The organism is Gordonia sp. NPDC003429 (assembly GCF_053588575.1).
On sequence record NZ_JBSFQF010000018.1, the window covers coordinates 1 to 16807 of the forward strand.

Sequence of the window (16807 nt, forward strand, 5' to 3'; positions counted from 1 at the left end):
GGTTGGGTGCAGTCGGGTGCCGAGCACATTTCACCGCCGTCGGAGGCGAATGACGCCAATCGTTGTCCCAGGGAGGCGAGTCGACGTGACCGTCCGAAATACAGTGGCACCGCGGTGTGGTCGGCGAACACGGCCAGGTACTGCTGTGAGTGGGCGGCCAGCGCGATGACGTCGGAGATCGGTAGCAGTGTTCCCGAGGCGGTGGTGCCCAGTCCGGCGTGGCGGCGGAGGTCTTTCTCGTCGATTTTGATGATCACGTGCGCGGGTAGTCCGCGGTGGCTCTTGCCGAGCGTCCCCTCGGCGAGTACCGCGGTGAGCAGGGCGCGTAACGCGTCGTGGTTGCGTTGTGCCTGCGACCGGGTGTCGCGGCCTGCGGCGTCGGCGAGTTGGCGGGGGTCGGCATCATCCACTGATCCTGAGGGCGACGCATCGTCGTCGGGATTGTTCAGGCCGGGTTTGCCCCACGCGTCGAGGACCACGTCGAACATGGCTCGGGTCTGCGGGTCGAGGTGCCCGTTGAGTTTCGACATCAACTGGGTGTCTTGACGGTTGAGCCACAGGTTGCGGCGGCGGGCGCGGTCGGTGTCGTCGGTGAGGTGACCGTCGGGATCGAGATGGGCCAACAATCGTGCCCCGACCTGTCCGAGTTCGGGTGGGCTCAGAGTGCCCGCGTAGTGGCTCATCGTCTGCTCGGCGGCCACCCGCACATCGTGGGGTGTGGCGGCGGGGATCTTGTCGAGGACGTCGAGGACCACCAGTGCATGCGACATCCCGGCGCTGCCGTCGGCGCACTTGTCGGCCAACGTGGGACACGACGGTGCCAACAGTTGCCCGGTGGCCGAATGAAATCGGGCGGTGTGTTCGAGGAGCCGTTTGCGGCGAACCGGTTCGGTGATGCGCAGCGCGTGCGAGAAGAACGCGATCACACTGCGGAATCCGCGTCGGCGGGGGATATCGCGATCAGAGATCTCCACCAACGCCCGGTTGCCCACGGCCGGCACCCGATGATGGGCACGTTCGAGTTCGGTGGCCGCGGCGACGAGTTCGTCATCACTCCACGACGACACATCGGTGGCCGCGATCTCATCAAGCACCGCATGCAACCGGGCAATGACCGCCGGTGTCGCCGACATGAACCTCACCCCCAACCCGCCGTATCGAACGTATGTTCTACGATAACACACTCCGGCGACGGGCCGAAGGCAGCGCGCGATCCTGGGGGCAGGCGTCAGCGCAGCGTCACCTGACGCCCGCGGATTCCGTCTCGCGAGCTGCGCTCGTCGATGGTGAGGTCCCCGGTCTGCGCCAGGGCCTCGCCGAGCCAGGTGTCGAGCTGATCCAGCCCGGGGTACCACTCCTCGTGGTGCATCTCGTTGTCCAGGTCGAAGACCGGTACGAGCAGGCCCAGGGTGCGGAACGACCCGGCGAACCGGGAACCCTCCCCCAACGTGAGTCGACCGGCCGCATGCAGCCGAGCCAACGCGTTCATCAGGTCGTCCTCCGGTTCGGGGCGCACCCAGCGCAGGTGCGCACGCTCGCCGGCGTCGACCCACCACGGTGCCCCGACCTCGCTCTTGGGATGCAACCGCGCGCTGGGCAGGACGGTCTCGTTGGCGCGTTCGAGCATCGCGGCCACTTCCGGCGGTGCCTCCACGCCCGGTGCGAACCACCAGGAGAAGTCGCCGTGGACGATGATGTCCAGCGGGGCATCCACGGCGAGAACATCACTCAACGATCCGGCGTCGTCGGCCGTGTCGGCGCTGCGTAGTTCCGACCCGGGCGTCGCATGCGCCGCCCACGAAATAGCTGCCGCCAGGGCGTGATTGAGGTCGGCGGGTTCCGGATCGGTCTGCAGGGCGGCCAAACCCTCTGGTGCGCCGCGTGATTCGCGAACCATCCCGGCCACCGCGCCCGGCAGAATCGTGGCCAGGGTGACCTCGTTGCGGGTACCGGGTGGGGGTGGAACACGCTGTGCGTTGTCGTCGGGCATCACGGAAGTCACCTCGGGCTCCGGCGGTCCCGGCTCGATCAGGTCCAGACGCGCCGTCGCCGAGGGAACGAACGAGCGCAGCGCCACCAGGTCGCATTCGGCGGCCAGCCCCGCGAACGGACGCGGCGGAGGCGCCATCGACGCGAGTTGGCGTGCCTTGCGCGCCGCGACCCGCTCGGCGCGATTACTGCCGGGACGCGGGCCCGATCCCCGTTTGCTCTTCTTGGCCATCGGTCCACCCTCTCATGTCGTCGACCAGCGGACGCGCGGCCGCCCTGCGCGCCGAGATCGCAGCCGGCGACATCAGTCGACGGTCACCAGCCAGTCACGCACCTTTGCCGGGTGATCCGTCGCGAGCCACCGCACGCCCAGGTCGGCACACAGTTGGACGTCGGCGAGTTCGTTGACGGTCCAACAGTAGGTGACCCGGCCGGCGGCAGCGGCCTTGTCGACGATCTCGGGATGCAGCCGCAGCGTTTCGATCGACGGTCCGATGCCGGTCGCGCCCACCGCGGTGGCTGCCGAACCGCCCAGCACCCGTGCGGTGTCACCGAGCAGGATCGTCGGCAGGATCGGCGCGTTGCGGCGCACCCGCCACACCCCGGCGGAGGAGAACGAGATCACCACCGCGCGGCTGTGGTCGGCGGACGGAGGGGTGCCGACGCCGAATTCGTTCAGCACTTCCAGCAGCCGTTGTTCCACCAGGCTGCCGAACCGGACCGGATGCTTGGTCTCGATGAACAGCCGCACCGGTCGCCGCCAGTCGAGGGTGAGGGTGAGCAGCTCCCGGAGCGTGAGCACCGACGCCTTGTCGCCGGCGGCGTGCCACCCACCGAAATCGAGCTCGCGCAGTTGCGCGAGGCTCATCTCGCTCACCACTCCGGTGCCGTTCGAGGTTCGCTCGACGGTGCGGTCGTGAATGCACACCAGCTCCTGGTCGGAGGTCAGCCGTACGTCGCATTCGAGTCCGTCGGCGCCTTGCGCGAGCGCGAGTTCGTAGGCGGCGACGGTGTGCTCGGCGGCCTCCCCGGATGCCCCGCGGTGGGCCACCACCGCGGGTTTACCCGACCGGGACACCTGCTCGCCGGTGGTCACCCCACCACCACCCACCGGGTGTCGGGGACGGCGGCGGACTCCGCGTCGAACAACGCGGGCAGTCGTCGCGACGCCCAGAATGCGAAGCCGGCCGAGACCGCGGCGGACAAGGTCACCAGGGCGAGCGCGTCGGCGCCGGTCTGGATGGAGTCCGAACGCAGCGACACCGCCCAGGTGATCGCCGCCCAGAGCGCCACGGCGTTGACCAGCGCCCACGCCAGCCACAGCCGGTTGAGGCGCTCCCGCAGCAGACCGTCGACGCCGGTGTCGCGCCAGGGCCCCGCACCCGCGGCGGCCGCCTCGTGCAATAGGAGCCCGCCGCCGACGACGTTCATCAGCGGCACCGCCGACAGCAGGATGCGCTGCCAGGCGGGCCGCGGATCGGTCCGGTCGACGCTGCGGTACCGGTCGGCGCGCACCGCAGCGACCCAGGTGGTGAACGTCCAGAACCCGAGCACGACGCCGCCCAGCGCGGCGATCCCGGCGAGGAACACCAGGACGGCGCTCACCGCGATCAGCCAGGCCGGTAGCGGGGTGCCCCGGTTGATCACCAGCAGGACGTAGCGGAACAGGTGCATCAGTGCAGAGGCCGCGAGGGTCGCGGACGCGATCATCAGCGCGGAGCGCAGCCGCGCTGCCGCCGCGGTGACCGGGTCGGGCCTCTCGTCGTGGACGAGCGGAACGTCGCGCAGTCCCCAGCGCGGGATGTAGACGTAGCGCGGGATGCGGCGTGGGCCCCGGTCGGGCACGGGTCGTCGCGGCGGGATGGACTCCGGTGGGCGGCGGGCAACCCAGCGCACATGCCGACTCCGATACGTCCGCGGGGCGTCACGCCGCGCTGCCGCCGGCACCGGCGGACGGACGGCGGGGCCCGGGCGGCGGGCCGGCGCGGCCGGGGCATACGGAGAGGGAGCCCGGGTCGATTCGACCACGCTCAGCGGTCCGCCACAGCGCGGACACCGTTCCCGTCCGGGTCGGTGCGGTGCCTGGATGCGGCAACGGGGACAGAGATCGTAGCTGCTCACCCCGCAGACTCCCCGACCTCCACCGGTTTGCCGTTCTCCAGCCAGGCGAGCATGCCGCCGCGCACGCAGGAACCGTCGAATCCCATCTGGGCCAGATAGTTGAGCACGCGCATCGAACGTCCGCTGGAGTGGCAGATCACGAGCAGGTCCGCGTCGAGGTCGATCTCTTCGAGGCGGGCGGGAACGTCGCCGAGGGGGATGTGCACGGCCCCTTTGACGTGGCCCGCCGCCCATTCGTCGTCCTCACGGACATCGAGCAGAATCCGGGTGTCGTCGCCGGTGAAATCATCGGGGAGTTCAGTGACCGGCACCTGTGCAATGTCGCCCATGCTCACACGCTCAATGGTGGCACATGCGTGACGGATGCAGCGGGCGTGTACGCAACTCCACACACGGGTGGGCGGTTTGTGGACTTGACAGTTCAGCCGGATTCCACCGGCGACTATGTAGGACTGCATAATGCTATCCACATGCCGGTTTGACAACCGGCGCGAAAGTGGTCCGACCGTCGATGTCGACCTGTGGATGAGACTGTGGATTTGTGGACAACGGTGCAACGTCGACCATTCGAATGTGACCGGGCTCACCGATCCGGTCATTCAATCCGCGAAAGTGTTCGCCATCGTGGACAATTGCGCAATTGGTTGCGGATTCGCGGAAATCCACATCATCCTGTGGATAACTCGGCAGAAGCTGTGGAGAATATCTGCGGACCGGCCGGCTATCGGAACGTTATGCGTTGCGCCCGGTCCATCGCGGCGAGGGTTCCGCTGACGATGCCCTCGCTGAGGTCCGCGACGCTCGACGGCCCGCTCATCAGTCGGGCGAGCAGCGGTTTGGGCGCGGTGACCGGAACGATGTCGGCATCGGGGAAGCGCTCGGCCACCACCGACCGCATCACACCCACGCCGTCGACGAGCCCGACCCGGGTGGCATGCTCGCCGATCCAGATGTCGCCGTTGAACAGGTCCTCGTCCTCGTTGAGCTTCTTTCCGCGCCGTTGCCTGACCCACCCGATGAACGCGGAGTGCAATTGCTCCTGCAGCGCCTTGAGCCACTCCACGTCGGCTTCCTGCTCCGGCGAGAACACGTCGAGTCGGGCTTTGTTGTCGCCCGCGGTGTAGAGCCTGCGCTCCACCCCGAACCGCGACAGCACGTCGGCGAACCCGAACCCCGACGACACCACCCCGATGGACCCGACGAGTGAGGTGTGCGCTGCGTAGATCTCGTCGGCCGCACACGCGATCCAGTAACCACCCGAGGCCGCCACGTCCTCGCAGAAGGCGAGGACCGGCACACCCTTCTCGGAGGCGAGCTGCCGGATGCGTTCGGCGATGTACTCCGACTGCGTGGGTGATCCGCCGGGCGAGTTGATCATGATGACGACGGCCTTCAGGGATTCGGTGTCGAAGGCACGTTTGAGGACCGGCTCCACCGAATCGGTGGTCAGCCCCGACCGCCCGATCCCGATGTGCCCGATCGGACCTTCGAAACGCACCACTGCGACCTTGTCGGTGTGCTTGCGGCTCAGCTTCTTCGCGATCTGCCCCCAGGGTCCACTCATCTGATCGAGTGTAGTGCGCGCGTTCTCTACACTCGGCGACGTGGACATCCGGTGGCTGACCGCGTTCCTCGATTTTCCCGCCGCCCAATTCGGCGACGAGGTCACCTTCTGGCGCGCCATCGCGGGCAGCACCGTGTCGCCGCCGCGGGGTGCATACCGCGAGTTCGCCACGCTCGAGCCCTTCAGCGGCGATCCCCACCTCCGGGTCCAACGCATCGCCGACGGGCCCGGTTCGTTGCATCTCGATCTCCACGTCGACGACCCGCGCGCGGCGGCCGCGGAGGCCGCGGACCTCGGGGCGTCGGTGCACGCCGATCACGCGGACTATCTGGTGTTGTCGTCGCCGGCCGGGTTCAACTTCTGCATGGTGCCGTGGAACGGACGGGCCGCACGCTCGCGGCCGGTTCGATGGCCCGACGACACCATCAGCATCATCGACCAGGTGTGTATCGACGTGCCCGACGCGACGTTTGACCGCGAACTCGTGTTCTGGACGCAACTCACCGGATGGCCGACCGAGCAGACGAGCAGCGCCGATCTGGTGCGGCTACGCCGCGACCGGCGGCTCGCATTGGGAATCCTGTTGCAACGGTTGCGCTTCGGCCCGGCGACTACGGCCGCGGGCCATCTCGACATGGCGGCCAACTCGGTCGAGCAGGAGGTCACGCGGCATGAGGACTGGGGTGCGCGCGTCGTCGAGCGTCACCCCGCCTGGACGGTGATGCGCGACCCAGTGGGACGGCCGTACTGCATTACCGGCCGCAATCCCCGCACCGGCGACTAGGTGCGTGTGCCCGCCGCGAACGTTCGCAGCCGTTCCACCTCGTCGTCGAATTCGGCGCGTTGCGCTCGGTCGAGCGACACGAAGAGTTCGGTGTCGATCTCACCCTCCGCGATGCGCCACGTGCCCGCTAGCCGCCCGTCGACGAGGACGAAGCCGGGCGAACGGCCGTTGGCGGTGACGGTCCGGCGGAAGTGATCGTCGTCGGCGATACGCGCTCGGTCGCCCTGGGCGACGAGCACGTGGTCGAACGGTGCGATGAGCCGTACCGGCGCGGGCACGTCGGGGTCGGCGAGGCCGAGACCGTCGAGGTCGAAGAGCACCTCGCCGTCGGGACCGGCCAGCCGAACCAGCTCCCAGTCGCGTTCCATCGCGTCCAGCAGGGGACGCAACCCGGTGATGCCCGACCAGGTCTGGACCGCCTTCGCGGTGGCCGGCCCGAAACCGCGGAGATAGAGGCGGATGAGTTCACGGTGCGCCTCCTCGCCCACGAGCGCGGGTTCACCCGGACCGATCCAGTCGTCGAGCAGACGGTAGGTGGGGGCGCCGGCGCCTCCCCACAGCCCGCGTGGCGGAATCTGGACCAACGGGAGCGCACATCGGGCCAGCACCGTCAGCGTCGTCGGGTTCTCCTCCGGATGCCGTAGCGCCAGTTCCCTGCCGAGGTCGGTACCGCGCCGAGCCTCCTTGGCGAGCAGTTCGGCCGCGTCGGCGATCACCGCGTCCGGATCGGCGCGCACCAGGCGGTGATTGGTGCGAAACCCGGCGTCGATGCGGGGTTGGGCCAGTGGGCGAATCCAGCGCGCGTCGAGACCGTCGACGAGGAAGACCGTGCCGCGCAGCAACACCATCCGCACCACGTCCCGATTGATCAGGAGATCGTCGAGTTCCGTGGGATCGAACCCCTCGATCCGTGACCACAGCGCGTAGAAGGCGCTCACCGGATCTTGTGACTGCATCCCGACGATCCGGTCGATCACCTCGATCGCATCCTCGTCGACGCGGGCGAGCAGGTGCTGGCGATCCAACAGTGTGCGGTTCCACTGCGCCGCGGAGATCCGCGCTGCGCAGGCGTCAGCGGTCATCGACGCTCTCAGCCGGCCGGGTACGTCAGCCCGGTCGCCGCGTGGCAGCGATATCCGTGTGGATTCTTCGCGAGGTACTGCTGGTGGTAATCCTCGGCGTAGTAGAAGCGGCCGTCGCCTGCGTCGGCCAGCGGTGCGATCTCGGTCGCCACAGGTCCGAGCCCCGCCGACCGCAGAACCTGCCCGAATGTCTCCGCCGAGCGGCTCGCCACGTCCGCGTCCGCCTCGCCGAGGGTGAAGATCGCCGACCGGTACTGGGTGCCGATGTCGTTGCCCTGCCGCATCTGCTGAGTGGGATCGTGACTCTCCCAGAACACCTTCAGGATGCCTTCGAGGGTGACGACCGCCGGGTCGTACACCACGAGCGTCGATTCGGTGTGCCCGGTACGGGCCGTGCAGGTCTCCTCATAGGTCGGGTTGGGGGTGTAGCCACCGGCGTAACCGACTGCGGTGGTGTACACGCCGGGCACCTGCCAGAAGATCTCCTCGATGCCCCAGAAACACCCGCCCGCCACGATCACCGCGGAGAGTCCCTCGGGTAGGTCTCCGATGCCGCCGTTGCGGTCGGTGTGCGCGAAACGCATCGGGTGATGCAGGACGATGTTCTCGTCGGCGACGCGCACCCCCACCTCGCGGCCGGGCAGGGCAGCCGCCGGATCAATGAGCGTGGTCTTCGCCGCGCGGCCGGAAAGAAGCTGGTCAAGCCAAGACATGGCACGATCCTACGCGGGATGTGGCGTCGGGTTTGAGCCGTGCGCCGAAGTCTGTTTATGATGTCCACAACCGACGGATGTGACAATCCTCACTCACCCGTCGAACGACGGACATCTTCCCGGATGCAGCCCCAGTCCGGAACCCGAAAGCAGACCCGAAGGAGTGTCGATGACGACACGTTCGACGCGCGACACCCGGATTCTCGCGACCTCTCCCGGGGCCAGTCGCGCGGCGTACAACGTGCGGTCGGCATGTACCGGAATCGCGCTCAGCATCGTCGGACTCATCGCGCTCCTCGTCCTACTCGTCCTCATCTGAGCGCTCGCCGGCACTCCCTGCCGCGCACATCGCGGCAAGTCGCAAACCTCAACCCTGGTTGAACTGAGTTCGCCGGGGTTTGTTGCATTCACCCATGCTCTGCGGAAGTGTGGAGACATCGGCGCGGCACGTTCGTCCACCTCTGGCGACGACTCGCCGCGTGCGAAAGTCAGAGCAGTATCCGAGGCAGTGGCCCAGAGAAAGTCTGTGGCAGAGAGGTTTACCGTGGCTGAATACACCTTGCCCGATCTTCCGTACGACTATGCGGCACTGGAGCCGCACATCTCCGGCAAGATCATGGAACTCCATCACGACAAGCACCACGCGACGTACGTCAAGGGCGCCAACACCACGCTGGAAAAGCTCGCGGCCGCCCGCGAGGACGGCACCATCGCCGACAAGGTGTACGGGCTGTCGGCGACCCTGGCCTTCCATCTCGGCGGCCACACCAACCACTCCATCTTCTGGAAGAACCTGTCGCCGGACGGCGGCGACAAGCCCGAGGGTGACCTCGCGGCCGCCATCGATGCGCAGTTCGGTGGTTTCGACAAGTTCCAGGCGCACTTCACCTCCGCCGCCACCACCCTGCAGGGCAGCGGCTGGGCCATCCTGGGATACGACACCATCGCCGGCAATCTGGTGATCCTGCAGCTGACCGATCAGAGCGGCAACATCCCCGCCGCGATCATCCCCATCGTGATGCTCGACATGTGGGAGCACGCGTTCTACCTCGACTACCAGAACGTCAAGCCCGACTACGTGAAGGCCTGGTGGAACGTGGTGAATTGGGCCGACGCCGCCGAGCGTTTCGCCACCGCGAGCAAGCAGGGCACCGGCCTGGTCGTTCCGGCCTGACCCCACCCGCACTGGGATCACACCAAAGGTTGCCGTTTGCTGCGCACGACGCAGCAAACGGCAACCTTTGTGTGTGGGTGGGAAGTGTTCGGTACGGGGCTCAGAGCAGCGCGGTGAGCGTGATGGCCACCGCGCAGGCGATCCCGATCACGATGAGTGTCACCACATCCCGACGATGCGGCCCCGCCTTCTCCGCGGTGAGCCGGCCGGTGCCGCCGCGCGCGGTGATGGCCTCACCCATCTCGGCGCTGCGACGCAACGCCGACGACATCGCGGCGGTCACCATGTCCATGATCCCCATCTCCGCCGCGGGATGACCCGACCGTGCCGGCGCGGTGGGGCGCAGCCGGTGCACCGCGATCAGCAGCCGCAGTTCTTCGATCAGCAGCGGCAGTCCACGCAGGCACAGGGCGATCGAGACGGCCCACTCGTCGACAGGCATCCGCAGCTTGCGCAGCGGCCACATCAGCCGTGAGATGGCCGGCGCGATCTCGGCCATCGGGGTGGTCCAGATCACCAGGATCGAACTGGCCACCAGCACCAGACCCAGGGTGATGGCCCGCAGAAACGTGATGACGGACGCGAGTCCGAACGCGGCGTTCACCGCGACGCCGACACCGATCAGCGCCCAGAACCACCAGGGTGGACGCGGCAACGCGCCGAAGGGGATGCCCGCGAGCACCGCGGTCAGCAGCATCACCGCGGCGACGAAGCCCAGCGACGGCCAGGTGGGCAACACCCAGGTCATGATGCCGAGCACCAGCACCACGATCAGTTTTGTGCCCGCCCAGAGCCGGTGGACGATCGAATCGCCGGGCACCTGCCGCAGCGGGATGGCACGCATCGTCATCGCGATCTCCTCTCACCGGGCACCGGGAACGGGTACTGCACGGTCGGGTGCGGGACGGTCGGGTGCGGGGGTGCCTCCGGGATGCCGTCGGGCACCAGGGTGCCGTCGGCCAGCAGGACGCGGCGGGTGCACAGCCGGCCGAGTGAGGTGAAGTCGTGGGAGATGATCACGATGGTCATCCCGTCGGCACGCAACTGTGCGAGCAGCGCGATCACCTCGTCGCGGGCGTCCGGGTCGAGGCCGGCCAGGGGTTCGTCGAGGACGAGCACCTTCGGTTTGCGGGCGATCAGCCCGGCCAGCACCACACGGCGCATCTGCCCGCCGCTCAGCGCGTCGATACGCCGGGCCGCGATCTCGCGCGGAAGTCCGACGGCCTCGAGCGCGTGTGCCACCTCACCGGTGCCGACCTTCTCGCCGCCGACCGCCATGATGTCGTCGCCGACGATGGGCTGCTGCAATTGCAGCCGTGAGTGCTGGAATGCCAGGCCCACCTCCCCGACGTGTTCGGTGACCGGCGAGCCCTCGCCGGTCTTGCCGACCCCATAGAGAAGGCAGGTGCCCTCGGTGGGTGCGATCAGTCCCGCCATGATCCAGGCGAGGGTGGTCTTGCCCGATCCGTTGCCGCCGACGATCAGCAGCCCCTCGCCGCGGTGCACGGTGAGGGTCACGTCGTGCAGCGCACGCACCTCCCAGGGCGAGCCCCGCAGATACGTGTGACCGATTCCGTTGAGCGCCAGCACCGGCGAGCCCACCGGTTCGATCCCCGAATGCAGTTCCCGCCACGACGTTTCCCGATGGCCGGTGGCGGCGGGAAGCAGCCCGGCACCCGGAGTGTGCGCCGCGAGCCACCCCGGCGGCTCCTGCACCACCGCGCCGCGCACCAGGTGAATGACGCGGTCGGCGGCGGCGGCCTCCACGGCGCGATGGGTGATCAGCACGACGGCCACACCTCGACGGCGCGGTAGGTCGGCGAGCACCGCGAGGAGTTCCTCGCGCCCGGACGGGTCGACCATCGAGGTCACCTCGTCGGCGATCAGCAGCGCCGGATCGCGAGCCAGCGCCGCGGCGATGGACAGCCGCTGCTGCTGACCACCGGACAGGTCGGAGGTTTCGCGTCCGCCGAGTCCGGCCAGCCCCACCTCGCCCAGCAGTTCGTCGACGTCGACCTCGGCGTCGGGCGGTAACCCCCACACCACGTCGTCGGCGACACGCGCACCGAGCATCTGCGTCTCGGGCCGCTGCAGCACCATCGCGGTGCCGCCGCGGCGGCCCAGCCCCGCCGAACCGGGCCGCGCCACCGTCCCCGACGTGGGGTTACGACCGGCCAGGATCTTGGCCAGGGTCGATTTGCCGGAACCGTTGGCACCGACGATCGCGACGAACTCGCCGGGCTCGATGTGCAGGTTCACACCGTCGAGCACCTGCGGGCCGCCGGGCCGATACGAGAACCCGACCCCGGTCATCGTCAGCGGCAGCGGTGCCACCTGACCGTCGACGGCCAGCGTGGTCTCGGCGTCGAGGGTGTCCTCGCTGGGGATGGCGGCCAGCCGGTCGACCACCGCACCCAGAATCCACCAGGCGATGACGATGGTCAGGATGGTGCCCACCGCACCCATCGCCCAGATCCAGATCCACCAGTAGTCGAGCACGCTGCCGCGTAGCGACTCGATCGCGTCGGCCAATCCGGACAGCGCGGGGATCTTGTCGAGCCACTTGGCCAGGCCACCGAGGGTGTTTCCGGTGGCCTCCAGCGCCAACCGGCGCAGCGGCCCCAGGATCAGCAGCACCAGCACCGACACACCGCCGAGCAGCGGGGCGGCCACCAGCGCGGCGAGCAGCATCGTCCCGCGACCACGGCCGCGGCGCTTGATCTCGCCGACCAGTCCACCGACGAGCGCGGCGCTGAACACCGACATCGCCGCGCCGGTGCCGGCCATCGCGAAACTCACAAAGACGGTGGTCACGGTGGCGGCCACCATCGCCCGTGGCCGGGTACGCGCGGCCACCAGCGCCAGCGGCACCGGGGCCAGCACCCGCACCGCGCCGGCCAGCGGAATCACCGAGCCGATCACCACGGCGGCCACCGCCAGACCACCGAAGATCGCGATCCACGCATACTCCAACGGGTGCAGCGGACCCCGCCGTGTCGGGTTCGTCGAACTCGATTCGGCGGGCGCGTGAACGTCGTCGGATGGGTGGTGCACAGAACCAGTGTGCCTGGCGCCGCCGACGTCACCGCCCGCCCACCTCGCACACGGCTCGGTTACGGCGTGTAAACGAACCGTCACAACACGGTGTTTCCAGTTGTCGAACATCTCGTCCGGGGTGGATTCTCAGTGGACCGGAGCCGACGATCCCGGCCCGGTCCACCGATGTGGCAGGTTGTTCGATGCGACGGAGGTTCTCACGATGCAGTCGTCGATTCCGATCGGTCTCACCCCGTTTCACCAGGACGGCCGGCTCAATGGAATCCTGATCTCGGGTCGCTGGCCCGAATCGACCCTGGAGTGGACACAGACGCTGGTCGCGTCCGTGCGTATCGCGTGCCGGCCCGGCTTCCTGCCGACCACCACGATCTTCGGGGTGGTGGAAGACCGGCCCGACGAGGCCGAGGACGAGGCGGTCGGGATGATGGTGGCCGTCGGCAACGTCGTCGACGACAGTTTCCTCGAGGCCGGGCGGTTCCTCACCAATCCTCCGGCCCTGATGATGCTGCATCCACCCTCGCGTACCCGACCATCACTGCCGGAGTGCGCCGATGTCGCCTCCGGCTGCGTGCTGCTGCCCGGCCTGCCCGAACTCGGCCTCGAACACCGCGCCGGTTGGGCAGAGGCCGAGGCCGACGGCACCGTGGTCACGCTGCGCAACCAGGTGGGCATCGACCCCAACGCCGACCCCGACACCGCCGTGCTCGCCATGCTCCTCGCCGCATAGGGCCTCGCCACACTTTTTTGAGGGTACCCAAACTTCGAATTTTGTGCCCCCTACCTGCACAGATACGGCCAGGCAAGGTGTTGCACAGCTAAGTAAGTGCGCACTAACCTGGCCTACATGGTTGCTGCCCTTCTCCTGAGCTTCGGCGTGATCTTCGTCGCCGAACTCGGCGACAAGTCGCAGCTGATGGCCATGACCTACGCCCTGCGCTACAAGTGGTGGGTCGTCCTGGCGGCCATCACCGTCGCCACCACCGCCGTCCACGCCGTGTCCGTGTTCTTCGGACACTTCCTGGGCCTCTCGATACCGGCCAATCTGATGTCGATCCTCGCCGGACTGGCGATGCTGATCTTCGGCCTGTGGACCCTGCGGGGGGATCACCTCGACGACGACGAACAGACCAGGGCCGACCGGGTGGGTGTCTCGGTGTTCTTCGCCGTGATGTCGTCGTTCTTCCTCGCCGAGCTCGGCGACAAGACGATGCTGGCCACCATCACCCTGGCCGCGCACAGCGACTGGCTGGGCGTGTGGATCGGCTCGACCCTGGGGATGGTGGCCGCAGACGCGCTGGCGATCGCAGTGGGCGCCGTGCTCGGCAGGCACCTGCCCGAACGCACCATCGCAATCGGCGCGTCACTCCTGTTCTTCGCCTTTGCCGCGTGGCTCCTCTACGAGGGCCTGCACGACGCTGCGCCGGTGACGATCGCCGCGACGCTCTCGGCGGTGGTGGTGCTCGTCGGGGTCGGGTCGATCTATATCCACCGTGTTCACCGTTCCTATCGCGACGCGCTCGACGCCGACACGCGACCGCCGGTCAGCGAGTCCTCGCCCCGCTCCTGACCCGCCGAGATCGCTTTCCGGAGCGTTCGCGCGGTTATGCTGCGAGCATCGGCGTGCTGACGGCGCGCGAGACCTCCAGCAACGGCGCAGCCTCGGCGTCGAGTCCGTCGCCCTCGGCGGGCAGGATCGGACGAACAGCGCCCGACACGGCACCGGTGTCGCGATACGCAGATGCTGCCTCGCGCAGCGAGGCCACCTGTTCCGACGGCGACCGCGCATCGAAATCCGCCGGCAGCAGCGGACTCAGCTGGGTGAGTGCGTCGCGGATCTCGACCACCATCCGGTGTAGCCGTTCGGTCGAACCCATCCGCCCGGCCGGCAGCACCACCTCTGGAATCGCCTCGGTGACCAACTCCCAGAGCGGCGCGAGATCGTCAACGTCCCGACGCCGCCGACGCCCGACGACCAGTTCGCGCCACCTCGAATGCAGCATCGGAAAGCTGATCCCCAGCAGAAAGGCGACCACTCCGACGATGTCGAGAGTCCTGCTCCCCAGCAACGTCCAGGTGGCACCCACCAGCCCGGTCGCACTGCCGAGAACAGCGACGATCTGCACCAGCGAACCGACGGCCAGCAGTGTCAGTCCGACGCTGAGCAGGCCGAGGGACACCCGCAGATAACCGTCGGCAACCGCGAAGAACTTGCGGACGCTGCGCACGCACGCGGAGAAGCCGTACATCAGGTAGCCGCTGGCGATCAGGTAGAACAGGGCGAATCCCCAGGTCTGGAACGTCCAGTCGCCCAGCTGTTCGCTGCGTAGTTCGGGCGGAATCACCACAAGGGAGATCTGCAGGCCGATGAGCGCGACCACCAGCGGTATCGCTTCGATGCCCGCCCGCCGTTCCCGTGTGACCTCCGGCGCGGGGAAGAAGAACACGATGATCAACGCGGCCACTCCGACGGCGAGCATCCCGTACAGCGTCAGCCGCGCCGAACCGGCAAAGAGGGCGTCGTCGATGTAGTGCGACGCCGTGCGTCCGGACACGACGAACGCCAAGGTGAGGGCAGCGATCGCGACGGTCATCGCGATCGCTTGCAGTCCGCCCCCCTTGCGGCGAATCTGGTCGAGGCGCCAGCACAGAGCTGCCGCGAACACCACGAGGGCGGTCAGGTTGATGATCCCGACGACGATCGCTCACCTCACAGCCAGCCTTTGTGGCCTCCCAATAGACGTTGCAGGTCCCGCAGGTCCGAGTGGTCGGCGGTCCCACTGACGGCGTCACCGGCGTGGGCCGCCCACGTCAAAATAATAGAAGCCAGCTTCTCCGCTTCCCACTCACGGTCGTCGGAATAGCACGTTCGACGTAATGCGGCCTCGGAGTCGTCCTCGGGCGGGGCGGTGAGTGCCGCCGCCGACGTCGCACCGAGCATCTGATGACCGGCGATGAGATGGCCGAACTCGTGGATGATGATCTGGTCGCGGTGCAGCGGTGAGGTGTTCGCCTGATAGAAGAAGTAATCCGCATCCTCGGCCGCGAGCCAGATCCCGTTCGGCATGCCGGCAGGCAGCGGGTAGGGCATCGGGATGATCGGGCGGCCGCGGCGTTCCCCGAAGCGCTGACACAGCTGTTCGACGTCGAGCGGGAGGTCGAGGTCGAGACCTTCGAGTGACCGGTGGCACAACGCACGCAGTTCGCGTTCGCTACGTCGCGACCCTCGCTTGGTGTGGCGTTTGGAGATCACGACCGGGCCTGTGTGGAGTCGTCGCTGTGGAGTCGTCGCCGGGTGGGGTCGTACGGCTCAGTCGTTGGCCGGACCGCCGACGACGCGCAACGGCGCGTCGAGATCGCCGTTGTCGTCACTCAATCCGGCGGCGGCGATGTCGGGCGGATCCTTCGGCAGTCCCTGCTGCTCCCGCAACACCTTGATGAGTTCGTTGACCACGGTCACCGAATCGCTCGACAGGCCCGCGAGCCGGAACGCGGCCAGCTGAACGTTGGTGTCGGCCTGCAGGCGCATCAGGTCGATCTCGTCGCGGGTGCGCTGTGCGGCGCGATCCTCGAGGAAGTAGTGGACGTCCACGCCGAACGCGGCTGCGATGCCCTCGACGGTGCGGAACGACGGGCTCTTGGCCTTACCCGAACGTAGTTGGCTCAGATACGACTCACCGAGTCGGAATCCGCGTTCGGTGCTGCGCGCAGCGATTGCCTTGGCACTGTAGGCGCGTCCGTTGGGGCCCGGAACCGTACGGAACAGTTCTTCGAGCCGACGCGCGAACAGCCCCGGGTCCACAGCCTCGGTCCTCATGCTCGATTCCCCTCCGACGCCGCCCGCTGGCCTGTCCACGCCACGTGAAGTCATAAGAAATTCTCCGAAAGCCGACACTTGCATTTGCAGACATTTAAGCCCGGTGTGCATCCCCCATGCAACGGTCGCTAGGTTGCGACGCTACCCCAAATGGGACACCGTGGGTACAAGCTGCGCAGACGAGCGTTACGCAACTAGGTGTGGTGTTGTTCACACTTTCACCTACTTGACAGTGTCGGCGGTGAAATCCTGGTGAAAAGTTCATGAACAACACCCACATTTACAATATTGCACTGTCTGTCAAATACTAGCGGAAAGGGAGCTGATGACGCATCGGGTCAATCCATCGCGCACACGTCGGCACCCTCCCCGACCTCTACTGATCGTACTGACGCTGCTCGCCGCCGGACTCCTCGCTCTCGGAGCGGGGCTCGGCTGGGCCGATTCACCCGGTGACGGCGAGACAACGTCGGGCGGAGGTTCCGAACAGGGGACCGGCGGCACCGGGA

18 protein-coding genes are annotated in these 16807 nt (G+C 67.7%); 5 read left to right on the forward strand and 13 right to left on the reverse strand.

The features are described 5' to 3' along the window. The 6 genes from ACWDSI_RS17535 to ACWDSI_RS17560 all read right to left on the reverse strand — a co-directional run. A partial coding sequence (locus tag ACWDSI_RS17535) for a DUF222 domain-containing protein (RefSeq protein ID WP_449757292.1) occupies positions 1 to 1133 on the reverse strand: 1133 nt, incomplete at its 3' end. A 95-nt stretch (positions 1134 to 1228) separates the two neighbouring features. After that, on the reverse strand, positions 1229 to 2221 hold the full coding sequence (locus ACWDSI_RS17540) for a DUF5926 family protein (protein ID WP_449748362.1): 993 nt from the start codon (positions 2219 to 2221) through the stop codon (positions 1229 to 1231). A 72-nt stretch (positions 2222 to 2293) separates the two neighbouring features. Further along, the gene (locus ACWDSI_RS17545) at positions 2294 to 3085 is read right to left on the reverse strand and encodes a glycerophosphodiester phosphodiesterase family protein (protein WP_449748363.1); all 792 of its coding nucleotides are present in this window, start codon (positions 3083 to 3085) and stop codon (positions 2294 to 2296) included. After that, entirely contained in the window at positions 3082 to 3834 is a 753-nt protein-coding gene (locus ACWDSI_RS17550) for a DUF4328 domain-containing protein (RefSeq protein WP_449757293.1), read from the reverse strand. The genes ACWDSI_RS17545 and ACWDSI_RS17550 overlap by 4 nt, the downstream gene beginning before the upstream one ends. A gap of 272 nt (positions 3835 to 4106) precedes the next feature. Next, on the reverse strand, positions 4107 to 4439 hold the full coding sequence (locus ACWDSI_RS17555) for a rhodanese-like domain-containing protein (protein ID WP_449757294.1): 333 nt from the start codon (positions 4437 to 4439) through the stop codon (positions 4107 to 4109). A gap of 392 nt (positions 4440 to 4831) precedes the next feature. Further along, positions 4832 to 5674 carry a S49 family peptidase gene (locus tag ACWDSI_RS17560; protein ID WP_449748366.1) on the reverse strand — a complete coding sequence of 281 codons (843 nt, stop codon included), beginning with the start codon at positions 5672 to 5674 and terminating at the stop codon, positions 4832 to 4834. 40 nt (positions 5675 to 5714) lie between these two features. On the opposite strand from ACWDSI_RS17560, the gene ACWDSI_RS17565 reads away from it, so the two are divergent. After that, entirely contained in the window at positions 5715 to 6458 is a 744-nt protein-coding gene (locus ACWDSI_RS17565; RefSeq protein ID WP_449757295.1) for a VOC family protein, read from the forward strand. Here ACWDSI_RS17565 and ACWDSI_RS17570 read toward each other — a convergent pair. Both ACWDSI_RS17570 and msrA read right to left on the reverse strand, forming a co-directional pair. Beyond that, the gene (locus tag ACWDSI_RS17570; protein ID WP_449757296.1) at positions 6455 to 7540 is read right to left on the reverse strand and encodes a winged helix DNA-binding domain-containing protein; all 1086 of its coding nucleotides are present in this window, start codon (positions 7538 to 7540) and stop codon (positions 6455 to 6457) included. The genes ACWDSI_RS17565 and ACWDSI_RS17570 overlap by 4 nt on opposite strands. 8 nt (positions 7541 to 7548) lie before the next feature. Then, positions 7549 to 8253: a peptide-methionine (S)-S-oxide reductase MsrA gene (msrA, locus tag ACWDSI_RS17575; protein ID WP_449757297.1), complete on the reverse strand. Its 705-nt coding sequence runs from the start codon at positions 8251 to 8253 to the stop codon at positions 7549 to 7551. 169 nt (positions 8254 to 8422) lie between these two features. Between msrA and ACWDSI_RS17580 the strand changes: the two genes are divergently transcribed. Continuing rightward, the gene (locus ACWDSI_RS17580) at positions 8423 to 8572 is read left to right on the forward strand and encodes a hypothetical protein (RefSeq protein ID WP_449748370.1); all 150 of its coding nucleotides are present in this window, start codon (positions 8423 to 8425) and stop codon (positions 8570 to 8572) included. Between the two features lie 225 nt (positions 8573 to 8797). Further along, positions 8798 to 9427, forward strand: coding sequence for a superoxide dismutase (locus ACWDSI_RS17585; RefSeq protein ID WP_449757298.1), 630 nt, complete (start codon positions 8798 to 8800; stop codon positions 9425 to 9427). Between the two features lie 100 nt (positions 9428 to 9527). Here ACWDSI_RS17585 and ACWDSI_RS17590 read toward each other — a convergent pair whose 3' ends face one another. Then, positions 9528 to 10277 carry an energy-coupling factor transporter transmembrane component T family protein gene (locus ACWDSI_RS17590; protein WP_449757299.1) on the reverse strand — a complete coding sequence of 250 codons (750 nt, stop codon included), beginning with the start codon at positions 10275 to 10277 and terminating at the stop codon, positions 9528 to 9530. Further along, positions 10274 to 12409: an ABC transporter ATP-binding protein gene (locus tag ACWDSI_RS17595; protein WP_449757330.1), complete on the reverse strand. Its 2136-nt coding sequence runs from the start codon at positions 12407 to 12409 to the stop codon at positions 10274 to 10276. The genes ACWDSI_RS17590 and ACWDSI_RS17595 overlap by 4 nt, the downstream gene beginning before the upstream one ends. A 277-nt stretch (positions 12410 to 12686) precedes the next feature. On the opposite strand from ACWDSI_RS17595, the gene ACWDSI_RS17600 reads away from it, so the two are divergent. After that, a complete protein-coding gene (locus ACWDSI_RS17600) occupies positions 12687 to 13211 on the forward strand; it encodes a peptidase (RefSeq protein WP_449748374.1) in 525 nt (174 codons plus the stop codon). A gap of 117 nt (positions 13212 to 13328) precedes the next feature. Continuing rightward, a complete protein-coding gene (locus tag ACWDSI_RS17605) occupies positions 13329 to 14051 on the forward strand; it encodes a TMEM165/GDT1 family protein (protein ID WP_449748375.1) in 723 nt (240 codons plus the stop codon). A 34-nt stretch (positions 14052 to 14085) separates the two neighbouring features. Here ACWDSI_RS17605 and ACWDSI_RS17610 read toward each other — a convergent pair whose 3' ends face one another. The 3 genes from ACWDSI_RS17610 to ACWDSI_RS17620 are packed head-to-tail and all read right to left on the reverse strand — an operon-like array spanning position 14086 to position 16352. Then, positions 14086 to 15147, reverse strand: a complete 1062-nt coding sequence (locus ACWDSI_RS17610) for an MAB_1171c family putative transporter (RefSeq protein ID WP_449757300.1) — start codon at positions 15145 to 15147, stop codon at positions 14086 to 14088. A gap of 44 nt (positions 15148 to 15191) precedes the next feature. After that, positions 15192 to 15734, reverse strand: a complete 543-nt coding sequence (locus ACWDSI_RS17615; RefSeq protein WP_449757301.1) for a hypothetical protein — start codon at positions 15732 to 15734, stop codon at positions 15192 to 15194. A gap of 57 nt (positions 15735 to 15791) precedes the next feature. Beyond that, a complete protein-coding gene (locus ACWDSI_RS17620) occupies positions 15792 to 16352 on the reverse strand; it encodes an XRE family transcriptional regulator (RefSeq protein ID WP_449757302.1) in 561 nt (186 codons plus the stop codon). Positions 16353 to 16807: the final 455 nt, after the last annotated feature.